This window comes from Streptomyces sp. WM6378, assembly GCF_001279695.1.
In the GTDB taxonomy this organism is placed as follows: Bacteria; Actinomycetota; Actinomycetes; order Streptomycetales; family Streptomycetaceae; genus Streptomyces.
The window spans coordinates 61714-79386 of record NZ_LGDD01000106.1 but is presented as its reverse complement, the minus strand read 5'-3'; the positions used below and the strand labels follow the sequence as shown (position 1 = coordinate 79386).

Below are 17673 nucleotides of genomic sequence, written 5' to 3'. Positions count from 1 at the left end.
CGGACGGTGGGGGACCCATGCCGACACGCACGCTCATCTCACCGGCCACCCTCGGCCGCACCCGGGGCAAAGTCGTCTACTGGACCGTCTTCTCCCTCGTGATGGTCCTCTTCACACTCGTCTTCATCGGGCCGCTGTACTGGATGGCCGTCAACGGGTTGAAATCAACAGAGGAGTTCACCAGGATCCCGCCGACCCTGGTCCCGCACGGAGTGCACACCGAGAACGTCACCAACGCCTGGCGGGTGATGGACTTCGCGAAGCTCCTGCTCAACACAGTCTGGTACGCGTTCGGCGCGCTCGCCTTCCAACTGGTCCTGGACGTGGCCGCCGCCTACTCGCTCTCCAAACTGAGGCCCGTGTTCGGCAAGGCGATCCTCGCGATGATGCTGGCCACCCTCATGATCCCGGCCGCCGTCCTCGTCGTGCCGCAGTACCTGACCGTGCTCGATGTGCCGATCTTCCGGCGGAACCTGCTCAACACGCCCTGGGCGATCTGGCTGCCGTCGGTCACCAACGCCTTCAACATCTTCCTGCTCAAGCGGTTCTTCGACGCGATTCCGCGCGAGCTCCTGGACGCCGCGTCCCTCGACGGGGCCTCACCGCTGCGGACGCTGCGCTCGGTGGTGCTGCCGATTTCGCGGCCCATCCTGGGCGTCGTGTCCATCTTCGCGGTGGTCGGCGTCTGGAAGGACTTCCTCTGGCCGATGCTCACACTGCCCGACCCCGGCAAGCAGACCCTCAACGTCGGCATCTACTCGCTCGCCCAGGGTGTGCCCGAGAACTGGCTCACGGCGGCGCTCGCCATGGCGTCGCTCCCCACACTTCTCATCTTCATCGTGTTCCAGCGCAACATCATGAGCGGTCTCACCGCGGGCGGCCTCAAGGGCTGACGCCGCCCACGACCCCGCCCGCGGACCGCCCTTCCCCGCACTCCGCCGCCGGCCCCATCCACCATGCCCCCGCTGAGCAACGGGGCCGGCGGCGGGATCCCACCTGCCCGAAAGGAACCTGCCGTGGCAGCCCACGAAAGCGACGACTGGTGGCGCTCGGCCGCCATCTACCAGGTGTACGTACGCAGCTTCGCCGACGGTGACGGCGACGGCACCGGCGATCTCGCGGGCGTCCGGGCCAAGCTGCCCTACCTCGCCGAACTGGGCGTCGACGCCCTGTGGTTCACCCCCTGGTACCTGTCCCCGCTCGCCGACGGCGGGTACGACGTCGCCGACTACCGCGTCATCGACCCGGCCTTCGGCACCATGGCCGAGGCCGAGAAGCTGATCGCCGAGGCGCGCGGGCTCGGCATCCGCACCATCGTCGACATAGTGCCGAACCACATGTCGGACCAGCACATATGGTTCCAGGCGGCGCTGGCCGCCGGGCCCGGCAGCCCCGAGCGGGAGCTCTTCCACTTCCGGCCCGGCCGCGGCGAGCACGGCGAACTGCCGCCCAACGCCTGGCCGTCGCAGTTCGCGGGCGAGACCTGGACCCGGGTCGAGGACGGCGAGTGGTACCTGCACCTGTTCACCCCCCAGCAGCCCGACCTCAACTGGGCCCACCCGGCGGTCCGCCGGGAACACGCGGACGTGCTGCGGTTCTGGTTCGAGCGGGGCGTGGCGGGCGTCCGCATCGACTCGGCGGCACTGCTCGCCAAGGACCCCGCGCTGCCCGAGTTCGTCGCGGGCCAAGGCCGCCATCCGTACATCGACCTCGACGAACTCCACGACATCTACCGCTCCTGGCGGGCAGTGGCGGACGAATACGGGGCGATCTTCGTCGGCGAGGTGTGGCTGCCCGACAGTGAGCGCTTCGCCCGCTATCTGCGCCCCGACGAACTGCACACCGCCTTCAACTTCAGCTTCCTGTCCTGTCCTTGGGACGCCGCCCTGCTGCGCGCCTCCATCGACGACACCCTCGCCGAACACGCCCCGGTCGGCGCGCCCGCCACCTGGGTCCTGTGCAACCACGACGTGACCCGCACGGTCACCCGCTACGGTCGCGAGGACACCGGGTTCGACTTCGCGACGAAGCGCTTCGGCACCCCCACCGACCTGGCGCTCGGCACCCGGCGGGCGCGCGCCGCCGCCCTGTTGTCGCTCGCGCTTCCCGGCTCGGTCTACCTCTACCAGGGCGAGGAGCTGGGCCTGCCCGAGGCCGACATTCCGGTGGACCGCATCCAGGACCCGATGCACTTCCGCTCCGGCGGGGCCGACCCGGGCCGCGACGGCTGCCGCGTCCCGCTGCCCTGGACGGCCGAGCCGTGGGCGACGCCCTGGCTGCCGCAGCCCGCCGACTGGGCCCGGTACGCGGCCGACCGGCAGGGCGAGGACCCGTCCTCGATGCTCGCCCTCTACCGCCGGGCCCTCCGGATCCACCGCACCCAACAGGGCTTCGGTGACGGCGAGTTGACCTGGCTCGACGTCCCCGACGGCGTGCTCGCCTTCGCCCGCGAGGGCGGCCTGCGCTGCGTGGTCAACTTCGCCGACGAGCCGGCCCGGCTCCCGGACCACCGCACGCTCCTCCTCGCGAGCGGCCCCCTCGCCGACGGGCTGCTCCCCAGGGACACGGCGGTCTGGCTGCGCGCCTGATCCCGTCCGCGCCATCCCCGCTCCCCACCCCCACAAGGAAGGATGTGTCATGGGCATGATCAGAGATGCGTTCGGAGCCGTGTGCCGGGAGCCCCCGCCGACGCCGAGGCGGACCTCACCCGTCGGACGTACCGCGTCCCCCGGCCGGGCCGCCGCCGCGGTCGCGGCGCTCGCCTGTGTCGTCGCGCTCGGCGCCGTCGGGATCGGCGGCGGCGCCTCGGCTTCGGCCGTCGAATCCGCCCCGCTGTCCCCGCTCGCCGGGGCGCCACCGTGCCGTTCACCGAGCTGGAGGCGGAGGCCGCCGCCACCAACGGCACGGTGATCGGCCCCGACCGCACCTACACCTCGCTGCCCTCCGAGGCCTCCGGGCGCAGTGCGGTGAAGCTCGACGGGGCAGGCCAGTACGTCGAGTTCACCCTCAACGCACCGGCCAACGCGGTCGACATCCGCTACAGCGTCCCCGACAGCGCGGCGGGCACCGGGATCAGTGCGCCGATGGAGATCAGCTCCGGCGGTGCCAAGCTGAAGGACGTCACCTTCACGTCCAAGTACGGCTGGTTCTACGGCAGTTACCCCTTCCAGAATCAGCCGGGCGACAAGCCGCACCACTTCTACGGCGAGACCCGCACACTGCTCGGCACGACTCTGCCCGCCGGGGCGAAGGTCCGCGTAACCCTGCCCTCGACCACCGCGACGCCCTGGGCGGTCGTCGACCTCGCCGACTTCGAACTCGTACCGGATCCGGCGCCCCGGCCCGCGGGCTCGCTGTCCGTGACGGACTTCGGCGCCGACGCGAGCGGCGCGGCCGACTCGACCTCCGCCTTCCAGCAGGCGGTCGACGCCGGAAAGGCCCAGGGCAAGGAGGTCTACATCCCCTCGGGCACGTTCAGGCTCACCGACCATGTGGTGGTGGACCAGGTGACGCTGGCCGGGGCGGGCCCCTGGTACTCGGTCCTGACCGGCCGCAGCGCCACCGACCGCACCCGGGCCGCCGGGATCTACGGCAAGTACGTCACCGGCGGCGGCTACAAGGGCGGCATCCGCCCGTACGAGGCGGGCGGGCCCAGCCGGAACGTCGTCATGAAGGACTTCGCGCTGATCGGCGAGATCACCGAGCGCGTGGACGAGGACCAGGTCAACGGGATCGGTGGTGCCCTCAGCAACTCCACCGTCGACGATGTGTGGCTTCAGCGCACCAAGGTCGGGGCCTGGATGGACGGGCCCATGGATGACTTCCACATAAAGAACAGCCGGATCCTGGATCAGACGGCCGACGGCGTCAACTTCCACTGGGGAGTGACCCATTCATCGGTGGAGAACACCTTCCTGCGCAACACCGGTGACGACGGCCTTGCCATGTGGTCGGACACCGTGACCGACGCGAACAACACGTTCAAGGGCAATACGGTGGTGGCGCCCGTCCTCGCCAACAACATCGCCCTGTACGGCGGCAAGGACAACGCGGCGACGGACAATGTGGTCGCCGACACGGTGACCAACGGCGGCGGTCTGCACGTCGGCAACCGGTTCGACGGTGTCAACCCCGGCAGCGGTACGGACGTCCAGGGCACCGTCACGCTGGCCCGCAACACGACCATCCGGGCGGGCAACGCGGACCTCGGCTGGCCCTTCCCGATCGGCGCCGTCTGGTTCGACTCCCGCAACAGCACCATGGACAAGGCGACGGTCAATGTCACCGACACCGACATCCTGGACAGCTCCTACGCGGCCGTCCAGTTCGTGTCCGGCACCACGAAGGGGGTCGCCTTCAACAACGTCAACATTGACGGCACCGGCACCTTCGCCCTCCAGTTCAACGACCCGGCCCAGCTCAGCATGACCGGCGTCACGGCGAAGAACCTCGGGTTCGGCGAGCCCGTCTACAGCTGCCTCGGCGGCAGCCTCGCCCTCACCCAGGGACCGGGCAACTCCGGCTGGAACGGCGAACTGCCCGCCACCTACTGCGGCGAGTGGCCCAAGCCCAACTACGACCACGGCGGTACGACACCCCCGACCAGCCCGCCGCCCACCGGCCCCACGTCGCCGCCCAGCAGCCCGCCCGCCGACCCCGACCTCGCCAAGGGCCGCCCGGTCACCGAGACCTCGCACACCCAGGTCTACGACGCGGCCAAGGCCGTCGACGGCGACGCCGACTCCTACTGGGAGAGCGCCAACAACGCCTTCCCGCAGTCGATCACCGTCGACCTCGGCTCCGTACGGAGTGTGGACCACCTCGTCCTGAAGCTGCCGCCCGCCACCGCCTGGGGCGCCCGCACCGAGACGCTCTCGGTGCTGGGCAGCGCCGACAACGGCTCGTACGGGCAGCTCGTCGCGAGCCGCGGCTACACCTTCGATCCGGCCACCGGCAACCAGGTCACCATCGCCCTGCCCGCGAACACCGGCACCCGCCGTCTGCGACTGACGGTGACCGCCAACACGGGCTGGCCGGCCGCCCAGTTCAGCGAGTTCGAGGCGTACGGCTCCTGATCGCCAGGGGGCTCAGGCGACGCTGTCGTACAGCTCCAGCGTCAGCCCGGTCACCCGGTCCGGCTCTCGCAGTGACGGGAAGTGGTCGCTGCCCGGCAGCCGGACCAGGCGGCAGCCCGGGATGCGGGCGGCCATCGCCTCGTTGCACCGGACCACCTGGATCTGGTCGAGCTCGCCGAGGGCCAGCAGGCACGGCGCGGTGATCTCGCCGAGCCGACCGAAGGCGTCCGGGTCCGGGACCTGGCGGCCCAGATTGTTGAACCACCCCGGGATCGCCGCCCGCACCTGCGCGGCGACCTCGGGGTCGTCGCCTGAGCCGGCCGCTCCCCAGGTGCGCAGAGTGAGCGCCACCAGGCCCTCCATGTCGCCCTTCTGCGCCAACTCGCCGATCCGTGCGATGAGTTCGGGGGATTCGAGGTCGGGTGCGCCGGTGACGCCGGGGCAGAACAGGGCGAGCCCGGCGACCCGTGCGGGGGCGTCGAGCGCGAGGCTCAGGGCGGTCGCGCCGCCCATGCTGGACCCGACGAGCACGGCCCGGTCCACCTCGAAGTGGTCGAGCACCGCGAGCAGATCGCCGGAGAGCGAGTACTGAGCGGTGGGCGCGGGGGAGCGCCCGAAGCCCCGGGCGTCGTACCGGATCACGCGGCGGCGCCCGGCGAGCCCCGGCATGACCGGGTCCCAGACGCCACAGGCCGCGACCCCGGGGTGCAGCAGCACCAGCGGCGGGCCGTCGCCGCCGGTGTCCTCGGCCCAGACCTCGCCGTCCTTGACCGGCACTGTGAGTTCCATGGCGCCAGTCTGACGGTACGTCCCTCGCCAGGCCAAGTTGCCCTGAAGACAGGCGAGTTCAGGCCGTACCGGATCCGGTCAGGAGGGCAGCGGGCGGGGTGGGCGGGGGCCGATGTAGTGGCCGCTCGGGCGCAGCCGGAGCGGGCGTTCCGCGTACTCCTCCAGGGCGTGGGCGATCCAGCCGGCCGTGCGGGCCACCGCGAACACCGTCTCGCCGGCCTCGGCGGGCATGCCGAACGCCACGCTCATGACGGCCAGCGCCAGATCGACATTGGCGTGCAGCGCGGTGTGCCGGGCCGTCGTGTCGACCACGTCGCGCGCCGCGGCCAGCGCGTCCGAGGCCTGCGGGATCGCTTCGAGCAGCGCGAACAGGGCCCGGGCGCGCGGGTCCTCACCCGGATAGAGCCGGTGGCCGAGCCCTGGCACGCGGCGCCCCGAGCGCAGATGGTCGGCGACGACCGGGGCCGCGCTGCCGCGTTCGAGCACCTCGGCCAGGGTGCGGTGCGCGAGCCCGCTCGCGGCGCCGTGCAGCGGCCCCTCCAGGGCGCCGAGCCCCGCCGAGACGACGGCGTAGGGATGTGCGCGGGCCGAGGCCGCGACCCGGGCGGCGAGCGTCGAGGCGGCCAGGTCGTGGTCGATGAGCAGGGCAAGTGCCGTGTCGAACAGGTGAATTGACTGCTCGTCAGGAACCTGCGGGGTGAGGCGCTGCCACAGCCGCCAGGCCGTCCGGCCCTCGCCGCGGTGCCGTTTGCCCGCCGCCGGCAGGGCGCCGACCAGGGTCGGGATCAGCATCCGGCCGCAGCCGAGCACCGCCGAGGGATCGAGGTCGAAGCGCAGGGGGTCGGCCGCCGAGACCGCGACCGCCGCACCGCGCAGCCGGTCCATCGTGCTGCTGTGCACGGGCAGCGCGTCGACGGCGAGCCGGGCCGCGTCGAGGAACGGCTGCGGCGCGGTGAACCGGGGGCCGTGCGTGAACTCCCCGGTCCACACCCACTCGGCGACCTCCTCGAAGCCGTACGCGGTGGCGAGCTCGACGGCGTCGACGCCGCGGAAGTAGTAGCGGTCCTTGTCGATCAGGGTGATGCCGGTGCGGAACGTGAACTCCCCGCTCGGGGTGCCCGTGCCCGGCTCGCGGCGGCCGCTGCGCCGGGCCAGCGCGTCGACCTCCTTCGCGTCGAAGGTGGAGCCCCGGCCGCCCGGGGCGCGCTCGCTGCTCAGCTGCCCGCGGCTGACGTAGGCGTAGACCGTCTCGGGCTTCACGCCGAGCCGCTCCGCCGCCTCGCGGGTGGTGAGCCGTGCCTGATCAGTCATGCGGTCACCGTATCAATATTGATTCAATCAACATTGACAGTCTCGGAGTCAATCATAGACAGTCAAGTCAAGATGAAGAACTGAAGGAGGCAGCCACATGGCCGGCACCATCACCGCCCCCGCCGCGGTACCCCGCGGGCTCGCGGGCGTCGTCGTCACGGACACCGAACTCGGCGACGTCCGCGGCCGCGAGGGCTTCTACCACTACCGCCAGTACTCGGCCGTCGAGCTCGCCCAGAGCCGTGGCTTCGAGGACGTCTGGTACCTGATGTTCCACGGCGAGCTGCCCGACGCCGAGGCTCGCGCCGCCTTCGCCGCCCGCACCGCCGCACTGCGCCACCTGCCCGACGGCGTACGCGAGGCGCTGCCCGGCATCGCCCGCACCGGCGCCCTGTCGGGACCGCTCGCCGGGCTGCGCACCGCGCTCTCCCTGCTCGGCGCGGCCAAGGGCTTCCGGCCGGTGTACGACCTGGACGCCGGGCAGCGTGCCGAGGACACGCTCGCCGCCTGCGCCGCCGTGCCCACCCTGCTCACCGCCCTGCACCGGCTCGGCCAGGGGCTCGAACCGGTCGAGCCGCGCGACGACCTGCCGTACGCCGCCAACTACCTCTACATGCTGACCGGTTCGGAGGCCGAGCCCGAGCGCGTGAGGGCCGTCGAGCAGTACCTCATCTCCACCATCGACCACGGCTTCAACGCGTCCACCTTCACCGCCCGCGTCGTCGCCTCCACCGGGGCCGACGTCGCGGCGAGCCTGGTCGCCGCGGTCGGCGCGCTCTCCGGGCCGCTGCACGGCGGCGCCCCCAGCCGCGCCCTCGACACCCTGGACGCGATCGGCACCCCCGACCGCATCGACGGCTGGATCCGCGAACGCGTCCTGGCCGGCGACCGGATCATGGGCTTCGGGCACCCCGTCTACCGCACCGAGGACCCCCGCTCGCGCATGCTGCGCGGGATCGCGGAGGGCTTCGGCGGCCAGCTCGTCGCATTCGCCGTCGAGGTCGAGCGCCAGGTCGAGGCGATCCTGGCCGAGCTCAAGCCGGGCCGTGAGCTGCACACCAATGTGGAGTTCTACGCCGGGGTGGTCATGGAGCTGTGCGGGCTGCCGCGCGAGATGTTCACGCCCACTTTCTGCGCGGCGCGGGTGGTCGGCTGGAGCGCCAATATCCTGGAGCAGTCGGCGGACTCGAAGATCATTCGTCCGGCGGCCCGCTATGTGGGCCCGCCCCCGCCGCAGCCCGTACCCGCAGTCTGAGAGGTCCCAGGTGAGCAGCCCGAGCAAGCAGATCCCCGTCATCGTCCTCGCGGGCTTCCTCGGCTCGGGCAAGACCACCCTGCTCAACCATCTGCTCAGGGCCTGCCGCGGCACCCGCATCGGAGCCATCGTCAACGACTTCGGCTCCATCGAGATCGACGCCATGACGGTGGCGGGCCAGCTCGGCGACTCCACCGTCTCGCTCGGCAACGGCTGCCTGTGCTGCGCCGTGGACGCGAGCGAGCTCGACCTCTACCTGGACAGGCTGACCCGGCCCGCCGCCCGCCTCGACGTCATCGTCATCGAGGCGAGCGGTCTCGCCGAACCCCAGGAACTCGTGAAGATGCTGCTCGCCAGCGAGAACCCGCGGATCGTGTACGGGGGCCTGGTCGAGGTCGTGGACGCGGCGGAGTACGACACCACACGCGAGAAGCACCCCGAGATCGACAGGCATCTGACCGTCGCCGACCTGGTCGTGCTCAACAAGACGGACCGGGTGGACGCGGCGGACCTGGCCCGGCTGCGCACCGCGCTCGCGGGGGCGGCCGCGGTGGTCGAGTCCGCGTACGGCAGGGTCGACCCGGAGCTCTTCTTCGACCGCAGGCCCCTGACGGAACGCGTCGGCCAGCTCGCCTTCGACGACCTCCTCGACGACGAGCCCGAAGAGGGGAGCTGCGGCGGGGACGCTCATGACCACAGCGCCTGCACGGGGCACGCGCATCCCCATCTGCACGCCGGGTACGAATCGGTCGCCTTCACCTCGGACGTGCCCATGGACCCGCGCCGCCTGATGGCTTTCCTCGACACCCGGCCCGAGGGCCTCTACCGCATCAAGGGATTCGTCGACTTCGGGGCGGCCGACGCCCGCAACCGGTACAGCCTGCACGCGGTCGGGCGGTTCCTGCGCTTCTACCCCGAGCCGTGGGAGCGCGAGCAGGAGCGCCGCACCGAGCTCGTCCTCATCGGCGCCGGCATCGACGCACCCGAGCTCGAAAAGCAGCTCGCCGGGTGCGTGGCGGCCCCGGGCGAGACCCCGCCCGAGCACGCGATGTGGGGCGTCCTGCGCTACGTACCCGAGCCGGAGCAGGATCCCCGAGAGCCGGAAGAGGCCGGGGAGTTCGACGAACTCCCCGGCCCCATCGGCTAGTTGAGGCTCTGGCCGTATCTGGCCCTCGCTGCCCGGTCGGCCGCTCGCCCCTCGTTACGAGGCCGGGCCCGCCAGGACCGCCACCGGTGAGGGCAGCGGCGTGCCCGAGCCGTCCCGGCGCGGGTCCGGCTCCGGAAGCTGCGCCGGGGCGCCGTTGGCCTGGGCCGCGCGGGCCGGGGCCGGGCCCGCCCAGGCGAGCACCAGCTTGTCCTCGCCCTTCAGGAACCGCTGACAGCGCACCCCGCCGGTCGCCCGGCCCTTGCGCGGGTACTGGTCGAACGGCGTCACCTTCCCGGACACCGCCGTGTCGCCGAGCAGGGTGGCCCCGGAGCCGGCCACCGAGAACACCACCGCGTCCCCGGCCGGGTCGACCGCCGTGAACGAGATGACCTTGGCGCCGTCGGCCAGCTTGATGCCGGCCATGCCGCCCGCGGGCCGCCCCTGGGGACGCACCTGACTCGCCTGGTAGCGCAGGAGCTGGGCGTCGTCGGTGATGAAGACCAGGTCCTCCTCGCCGGTGCGCAGCTCGGCCGCGCCCACGATCCGGTCACCGTCCTTGAGGGTGATGACCTCCAACTCGTCCTTGTTGGCCGGGTAGTCGGGCACCACCCGCTTGACGACGCCCTGCTCGGTGCCGATCGCGAGCCCCGGCGAGGACTCGTCGAGCGTGGTGAGACACACCACCGTCTCGTCCGCCTCCAGGGAGGACAGGAACTCCGAGATCGGGGCGCCGCCCGACAGGTTCGGCGCGGACGCCGTGTCCGGGAGCTGCGGCAGGTCGATCACCGCGAGGCGAAGCAGCCGCCCGCTGGACGTCACGACGCCCACGTCGCCCCGCTGGGTGGCGGGCACCGCCGAGACGATCACGTCGTGCTTGACGCGCTTGTCGTCCTCGCCGGCCACGAACTGATCGCCGGTGGCGGTGCGGGCCAGCAGGCCCGTCGAGGAGAGCAGCACCCGGCACGGGTCGTCCGCGACTTCGAGGGCGACCGCCGCGACCGGGGCGCCCGCCGACTCAAGGAGCACGGTGCGCCGGTCGGTGCTGAACTTCTTGGCCACCGCGGCCAGTTCGGCCGAGACCAGCTTGCGCAGCTCGTTGTCCGAGTCCAGGATCCCGGTCAGCTCGTCGATCTCGCCGGTCAGCCGGTCGCGCTCGCCCTCCAGCTCGATCCGGTCGAACTTGGTGAGCCGGCGCAGCGGCGTGTCCAGGATGTACTGCGTCTGGATCTCGCTCAGCGAGAAGCGCTCGATGAGCCGCTCCTTGGCCTGCGCCGAGTTGTCACTCGACCGGATGATCCTGATGACCTCGTCGATGTCGACCAGGGCCACGAGCAGGCCCTCGACCAGGTGCAGCCGGTCGCGGCGCTTGGTGCGGCGGAACTCGCTGCGACGGCGCACCACGTCGAAGCGGTGGTCGAGGTAGACCTCCAGGAGCTCCTTGAGCCCCAGGGTGAGCGGCTGGCCGTCCACCAGGGCCACGTTGTTGATGCCGAAGGACTCCTCCATCGGCGTCAGCTTGTAGAGCTGCTCCAGGACGGCCTCGGGCACGAAGCCGTTCTTGATCTCGATGACCAGACGCAGGCCGTGCGAACGGTCGGTGAGGTCCTTCACGTCGGCGATGCCCTGGAGCTTCTTCGAGCCGACCAGGTCTTTGATCTTGGAAATCACCTTCTCCGGGCCGACCGTGAACGGCAGCTCGGTGACGACCAGGCCCTTGCGGCGCGCCGTCACGTTCTCCACCGACGCCGTGGCGCGGATCTTGAAGGTGCCCCGGCCCGACTCGTACGCGTCCTTGATGCCGCCCAGGCCCACGATCCGCCCGCCGGTCGGCAGGTCCGGACCCGGCACGAAGCGCATCAGCGCCTCCAGGTCCGCCTCCGGGTGCCGGATCAGATGGCGGGCGGCGGCGATGACCTCGCCCAGGTTGTGCGGCGGCATGTTCGTCGCCATGCCGACCGCGATCCCGGACGAGCCGTTGACCAGCAGGTTCGGATAGGCGGCCGGAAGGGCGACCGGCTCCTGCTCCTGGCCGTCGTAGTTCGACGTGAAGTCGACGGTGTCCTCGTCGATCGACTCCGTCATCAGCGACGTGGCGTCCGCCATCTTGCACTCGGTGTACCGCATGGCGGCCGGCGGGTCGTCGTTGCCGAGCGAGCCGAAGTTGCCGTGGCCGTTGACCAGCGGCAGCCGCATCGAGAACGGCTGTGCCATGCGCACCAGGGCGTCGTAGATCGAGGCGTCGCCGTGCGGGTGCAGCTTGCCCATCACCTCGCCGACGACGCGGGCACACTTCACATAGCCCCGGTCGGGGCGCAGGCCCATCTCGTTCATCTGGTAGACGATGCGGCGCTGGACGGGCTTCATGCCGTCCCGGGCGTCCGGCAGGGCCCGCGAGTAGATCACGGAGTACGCGTACTCGAGGAAGGAGCCCTGCATCTCGTCGACGACGTCGATGTCGAGGATCCGCTCCTCGAAGTCGTCGGGCGGCGGCGGGGTCTTCGTGCTGCGGCGGGCCATCGCGGCTGCTGCTCCTTCACGTACCGGATCGGATCTCTGCTGCCGACCATTGTGGACCGTCCCACTGACAACGCCGACCGCGACCCGGGAACTTCGCCAGGTGCCCACGCGCTTGCATACAGTGGCAGGACTTCTTCACTTGAGGACTTCCCCCGCCAGTACTTCACCTCGCAGTACTGCACATCGCGAACGAAGGGACGTACATGCCCATGGGTCACACGGCCACAGCGCAGGCCGGCTCCGGCGGTCTGACAGCCACTGAGCACCGACTGGCCAACGGCCTGCGCGTGGTGCTCTCCGAGGACCACCTGACCCCGGTCGCCGCGGTGTGCCTCTGGTACGACGTCGGCTCGCGCCACGAGGTCAAGGGCCGCACAGGCCTCGCCCACCTCTTCGAGCACCTCATGTTCCAGGGCTCCCACCAGGTGCACGGCAACGGCCACTTCGAGCTGGTGCAGGGGGCCGGCGGCTCGCTGAACGGCACCACCAGCTTCGAGCGCACCAACTATTTCGAGACCATGCCCGCCCACCAGGTGGAGCTCGCGCTCTGGCTGGAGGCCGACCGCATGGGCTCGCTGCTCGCAGCCCTCGACGAGGAGTCGATGGAAAACCAGCGCGACGTCGTCAAGAACGAGCGCCGGCAGCGCTACGACAACGTGCCCTACGGCACCGCCTTCGAGAAGCTGACCGCCCTCGCCTACCCGGAGGGCCACCCCTACCACCACACGCCGATCGGCTCGATGGCCGACCTGGACGCGGCGACGCTGGAAGACGCCCGGAACTTCTTCCGTACGTACTACGCGCCCAACAACGCGGTGATCGCGGTGGTCGGCGACATCGACCCCGAGCAGACGCTGGCCTGGGTGGAGAAGTACTTCGGCTCCATCCCCACCCACGACGGCAAGCAGCCGCCGCGCGACGGCGCGCTGCCCGACACCATGGGCGGGCAGCTGCGCGAGGTCGTCGAGGAGGACGTGCCGGCGCGCGCCCTGATGGCCGCCTACCGGCTGCCGCACGACGGCACCCGCGAGGCCGACGCCGCCGACCTGGCGCTGACCGTCCTCGGCGGCGGCGAGTCCTCCCGGCTGCACAACCGCCTGGTCCGCCGCGACCAGACCGCCGTCGCGGCCGGGTTCGGCCTGCTGCGGCTCGCCGGCGCCCCCTCGCTCGGCTGGCTGGACGTCAAGACGTCGGCCGGCGTCGATGTCCCGGACATCGAGGCCGCGGTCGACGAGGAGCTCGCCCGGTTCGCCGAGGAGGGCCCGACCGAGGAGGAGATGGAGCGCGCCCAGGCCCAGTTGGAGCGCGAGTGGCTCGACCGGCTCGGCACCGTGGCCGGCCGCGCCGACGAACTGTGCCGGTACGCCGTGCTGTTCGGCGACCCGCAGCTCGCCCTGACCGCCGTGGACCGCGTCCTGGACATCACCGCACAAGAGGTCAAGGCGGTCGCCGCCGCGACCCTGCGCCCCGACAACCGGGCGGTCCTGGTGTACGAGCCCACCGAGGCACCCGAGGCAGGCAACGAAGAGGAAGAGGCGGGCCAGTGACGGACGCTGTCGTGACCATGGAGTTCCACCCGCAGCCGGCCGCCGGCACCGCCACGCCGTGGGCCTTCCCGGCCCCCGAGCGCGGCACGCTCGCCAACGGCCTCACCGTGCTGCGCTGCCACCGCCCGGGCCAGCAGGTCGTCGCCGTGGAGATCTTCCTCGCGGCCCCGCTGGACGCCGAGCCCGAGGGCCTCGACGGCGTCGCCACGATCATGGCGCGCGCCCTGACCGAGGGCACCGACAAGCACTCGGCCGAGGAGTTCGCCGCCGAGCTGGAGCGGTGCGGCGCCACCATCGACGCGCACGCCGACCACCCCGGCGTCCGGATCTCCCTCGAAGTGCCCGTCTCGCGACTGCCCAAGGCGCTCTCGCTGCTCGCCGAGGCGCTGCGGGCCCCCGCGTTCGCCGACTCCGAGGTCGAGCGGCTCGTGCGCAACCGGCTCGACGAGATCCCGCACGAGCAGGCCAACCCGTCGCGGCGGGCCGCCAAGCAGCTCTCCAAGGAGCTGTTCCCGGCCTCCGCGCGCATGTCCCGGCCCCGCCAGGGCACCGAGGAGACCGTCGCCGCCATCGACGCGGCCGCAGTGCGCGCCTTCTACGAGGCGTACGTGCGCCCGGCGACGACGGTCGCCGTCGTCGTCGGCGACCTGGCGGGCACCGACCTCGACGCGATCCTCGCGGACACCCTGGGCGACTGGACCGGCAACACGGCCGAGCCGCGCCCCATGCCGCCGATCACCGCCGACGACACCGGCCGGGTCGTCATCGTGGACCGCCCCGGCGCGGTCCAGACGCAGCTGCTCATCGGCCGCATCGGCGCCGACCGGCACGACCGGGTCTGGGCGGCCCAGGTGCTCGGCACGTACTGCCTGGGCGGCACCCTCACCTCGCGCCTGGACCGCGTCCTGCGCGAGGAGAAGGGCTACACCTACGGCGTTCGCGCGTTCGGCCAGGTGCTGCGCTCGGGCCCGGACGGCGGCGCGGCCATGCTCGCCATCAGCGGCTCGGTCGACACCCCGAACACCGGCCCGGCCCTCGACGACCTGTGGAAGGTGCTGCGCACGCTGGCGGCCGAGGGTCTGACGGACGCCGAGCGCGAGACGGCCGTGCAGAACCTGGTGGGCGTCGCGCCGCTCAAGTACGAGACCGCGGCGGCCGTCGCGGGGACGCTGGCCGACCAGGTCGAGCAGTTCCTGCCCGACGACTACCAGGCGCAGTTGTACGCGCTGCTCGCGGAAACCGGCACCGTGGAGGCGACGGCGGCCGTCGTCAACGCCTTCCCGGCCGACCGGCTCGTCACGGTCCTGGTGGGCGACGCGGCACAGATCGAGGAGCCCGTCAGGGCGCTCGGAATCGGTGAAGTGACCGTCGTAGCAGGCTGATTGAGGAACCGTCCGGGCCCGTCGAGGCACCCGGACGGCCAAAGGGCACGGGACCCCGGTGGCGGATGCGCTGCCGGGGTCCTCCTGATGTCCGGCGCAATGTCCGGTTTGTTGGGGAGGTTGCCTGTCTGTCATGTGGCGTGCGCTACAAAAACCGGTGTCTGTTTGGTGATTGAAAGATCAGCCGTCTAGCGTCGTTCCCGCTGTCCGTCACCACCCGTCGCAGCCGCGGCACCGGACAGTGATCGCCGAGTCCCCGAAGGCGCGAGCCTGGGGAGCCGGGGACCCACTCAGTCCCTGGGGTGAATCGGACGCCTCCGCCCGCGGAGGAGCCCGTAGGAGACCTTCCTGCTCCGAACCCGTCAGCTAACCCGGTAGGCGAGATGGAAGGAAAGGACACCGCCACTTCATGGCGTTCACCCGTGCCACCGGGAAGCATCGCGCGCCCAGCCGTATGACGCGCCGCAGCGCGAACATCGCGGGCATCGCCACCCTCGCCACCGCCGGAGTCGTGGGCACCCTCGCCTCCCCGGCCGTGGCGGCTCCGTCCGCCGCCGCCGACACGGGCCTGACCCAGGCCATCGTCATCGGCGACACCATCGCCGACCAGGTGGGTGCCCAGGCCGACGCGCAGAAGCAGGCCGCCGCGAAGGCCAAGGCGAAGGCGGAGGCCGAGGCCGCCGCCAAGGCGAAGGCCGAACAGCGGGCCAAGGAGGCGCGCGAGGCCAAGGAGCGCGCGGCGCGCGAAGCCGAGCGCAAGCGCCTCAACACCTTCGTGGCCCCCATATCCGACAGTTATGTGTCCACCGGCTACAAGACCGGCGGATCGCTGTGGTCCTCCGGCAGCCACACGGGCATCGACTTCCATGCGGCGAGCGGCACTTCGGTGCACGCCGTGGGTCTGGGCACCGTCGTCGAGGCGGGCTGGGGCGGCGCGTACGGCAACAACGTCGTGATCAAGATGAACGACGGCACGTACACCCAGTACGGCCACCTCTCGGTCATCCAGGTCTCCGTCGGCCAGCCCGTCGAGCCGGGCCAGCAGATCGCCCTGTCGGGCAACACCGGCAACACCACCGGCCCGCACCTCCACTTCGAGGCCCGCACCGGCCCGGACTACGGCTCGGACATCGACCCCGTCGCCTACCTGCGCTCGCACGGCGTCAGCGTCTGAGACGTACGAGACATCCGAGGCGTACGAGACGTCCGAAGCGCCCGCGCGCACACCGATGGCCCCCGGCACGCTGCCGGGGGCCTTCGGTATTGGCCAAAAGATATCCATTGGTTCCGGCCCGTCACCGGGAATTAACAAGGCCTGCCATAGAGTCGCGGAACAGGCGTTGCCCGACCGCGTTTCGCGGGGATTAAGGCGGAGGTTCGGCCATGCGCATTCCGGCGCATTCGGTATGCACGGCAATCCGCGACGACATCGTCTCGGGTGTCCACGAGCGCGGCAGCCGGCTCACCGAGGAAGTCCTCGCACGCCGTTACGGAGTCTCGCGCGTCCCGGTCCGCGAGGCCCTGCGCACCCTGGAGTCCGAGGGGTTCGTCACCACCCGCAGACATGCGGGCGCCTGCGTGGCCGAGCCCACCGACCTTGAGGCGGCCGACCTCCTCGAACTCCGTCTGGTGCTTGAGCCGTTGGCCGCGGCCCGGGCCGCCGGGCGCCGCAGCGAGGCTCATCTCAAGGTGCTGCGCGGCCTGGTGAGGCTGGGTCAGGACCGGGCCCGGCGCGGCCAGGGCGAGGACCTGCGCTCGCTGGGCGGCTGGTTCCACGAGACGCTCGCCCAGGCCTCCGCGAGCCCCGGACTCATCGCGCTGCTCACGCAGTTGAGGCACAAGGTCGCCTGGATGTACGCGGTCGAGGCGCCGGCCCGCCCGGCCGAGGCCTGGGCCGAACTCGGCGCGATCACCGACGCGGTGGCCCGCGGCGACGCCGAACGCGCCCGTTCGCTAACCGCCCTGCACGCGGAGCGATCCTTTTCCGCCCATCGGCTGCGCGGGCCCGCGGCCGTGAGGACTTCGCAACATGCCGTAAACACCGCGAGCGCCCGCACTTAACAGCACGGCCGTATACAAAGAAAGGCGATAAGGGGTGCCGCATCGCGCTGCCCGCAATTCGTTTCCCGCACGCGCATTACTGGGAAACGAAAGGACCGCCGAGCCCGAATTCGGGTTCCGCGGTCCTTCGATGTGACGGGACGTGCCGTCGACCGGATCAGACGGTCTCGGGGAGTTCCTCAAGACCCTCGGCGACCAGCTTGGCCAGCCGGTCGAGAGCGACGTCCGCGCCCTCGGCGTCGGAGGCCAGCACGATCTCCTCGCCGCCCTGCGCACCCAGACCGAGCACCGCGAGCATGGACGCGGCGTTGACCGGGTTGCCGTCGGCCTTGGCGATCGTCATGGGGACTCCGGCAGCCGTGGCGGCACGGACGAAGATGGACGCGGGGCGGGCGTGCAGGCCCTCGGCCCAGCCGACGTTGACGCGGCGCTCAGCCATGGTGTTGCCCTTCGAAATCTCTGACGGTTGTCTAGACCAGTCTCTCATGTGGTGCGCGGTGCTCGTACCGACCTTAGGCCCCGGTGCGCCGCCGATCGGCCCTGTCCACCTTGCCCCGCCCCGTACGGCCCCGCGACCCGTACGCTTTCG

The 17673-nt window shown here is 71.3% G+C and carries 13 protein-coding genes and 1 riboswitch; of the genes, 9 read left to right on the top strand and 4 right to left on the bottom strand.

Annotation, left to right across the window (positions count from 1 at the left end):
- The first annotated feature begins 17 nt into the window (after nt 1-17).
- From ADK54_RS11695 to ADK54_RS11685, 3 genes are all read left to right on the top strand, one after another.
- Complete coding sequence (locus ADK54_RS11695; protein WP_053725510.1) at nt 18-893, top strand: carbohydrate ABC transporter permease; 876 nt, start codon at nt 18-20, stop codon at nt 891-893.
- 63 nt (nt 894-956) lie between these two features.
- Entirely contained in the window at nt 957-2588 is a 1632-nt protein-coding gene (locus ADK54_RS11690) for a glycoside hydrolase family 13 protein (protein WP_078966312.1), read from the top strand.
- 270 nt (nt 2589-2858) lie between these two features.
- Nucleotides 2859-5075, top strand: coding sequence for a discoidin domain-containing protein (locus ADK54_RS11685; RefSeq protein WP_324610148.1), 2217 nt, complete (start codon nt 2859-2861; stop codon nt 5073-5075).
- A gap of 12 nt (nt 5076-5087) precedes the next feature.
- Here the strand turns inward: ADK54_RS11685 and ADK54_RS11680 are convergent, their stop codons facing one another.
- Nucleotides 5088-5864 (bottom strand): alpha/beta fold hydrolase, encoded by a 777-nt coding sequence (locus tag ADK54_RS11680; RefSeq protein WP_053725508.1) that lies wholly within the window; start codon nt 5862-5864, stop codon nt 5088-5090.
- A 78-nt stretch (nt 5865-5942) separates the two neighbouring features.
- Entirely contained in the window at nt 5943-7175 is a 1233-nt protein-coding gene (locus tag ADK54_RS11675; RefSeq protein ID WP_053725507.1) for a citrate synthase, read from the bottom strand.
- Nucleotides 7176-7272: 97 nt separating this feature from the next.
- On the opposite strand from ADK54_RS11675, the gene ADK54_RS11670 reads away from it, so the two are divergent.
- Together ADK54_RS11670 and ADK54_RS11665 are read left to right on the top strand one after the other, a co-directional pair.
- Nucleotides 7273-8430 carry a citrate synthase/methylcitrate synthase gene (locus ADK54_RS11670; RefSeq protein ID WP_053725506.1) on the top strand — a complete coding sequence of 386 codons (1158 nt, stop codon included), beginning with the start codon at nt 7273-7275 and terminating at the stop codon, nt 8428-8430.
- Nucleotides 8390-9577 (top strand): CobW family GTP-binding protein, encoded by a 1188-nt coding sequence (locus ADK54_RS11665; protein ID WP_053725505.1) that lies wholly within the window; start codon nt 8390-8392, stop codon nt 9575-9577. Before ADK54_RS11670 ends, ADK54_RS11665 begins: the two co-directional genes overlap by 41 nt.
- A 54-nt stretch (nt 9578-9631) precedes the next feature.
- Here ADK54_RS11665 and ADK54_RS11660 read toward each other — a convergent pair whose 3' ends face one another.
- Nucleotides 9632-12094, bottom strand: a complete 2463-nt coding sequence (locus tag ADK54_RS11660; RefSeq protein ID WP_053725504.1) for a DNA gyrase/topoisomerase IV subunit A — start codon at nt 12092-12094, stop codon at nt 9632-9634.
- A 209-nt stretch (nt 12095-12303) separates the two neighbouring features.
- On the opposite strand from ADK54_RS11660, the gene ADK54_RS11655 reads away from it, so the two are divergent.
- From ADK54_RS11655 to ADK54_RS11640, 4 genes are all read left to right on the top strand, one after another.
- On the top strand, nt 12304-13641 hold the full coding sequence (locus ADK54_RS11655) for a M16 family metallopeptidase (RefSeq protein WP_053725538.1): 1338 nt from the start codon (nt 12304-12306) through the stop codon (nt 13639-13641).
- A 17-nt stretch (nt 13642-13658) separates the two neighbouring features.
- On the top strand, nt 13659-15023 hold the full coding sequence (locus ADK54_RS11650) for a M16 family metallopeptidase (RefSeq protein ID WP_078966316.1): 1365 nt from the start codon (nt 13659-13661) through the stop codon (nt 15021-15023).
- A 236-nt stretch (nt 15024-15259) separates the two neighbouring features.
- Nucleotides 15260-15419: riboswitch (cyclic di-AMP (ydaO/yuaA leader) on the top strand.
- Between the two features lie 13 nt (nt 15420-15432).
- Complete coding sequence (locus ADK54_RS11645; protein ID WP_053725502.1) at nt 15433-16197, top strand: M23 family metallopeptidase; 765 nt, start codon at nt 15433-15435, stop codon at nt 16195-16197.
- Nucleotides 16198-16406: 209 nt separating this feature from the next.
- The gene (locus tag ADK54_RS11640; protein ID WP_053725501.1) at nt 16407-17084 is read left to right on the top strand and encodes a GntR family transcriptional regulator; all 678 of its coding nucleotides are present in this window, start codon (nt 16407-16409) and stop codon (nt 17082-17084) included.
- A gap of 157 nt (nt 17085-17241) precedes the next feature.
- Here the strand turns inward: ADK54_RS11640 and ADK54_RS11635 are convergent, their stop codons facing one another.
- A complete protein-coding gene (locus ADK54_RS11635) occupies nt 17242-17523 on the bottom strand; it encodes an HPr family phosphocarrier protein (protein WP_053725500.1) in 282 nt (93 codons plus the stop codon).
- Nucleotides 17524-17673: the final 150 nt, after the last annotated feature.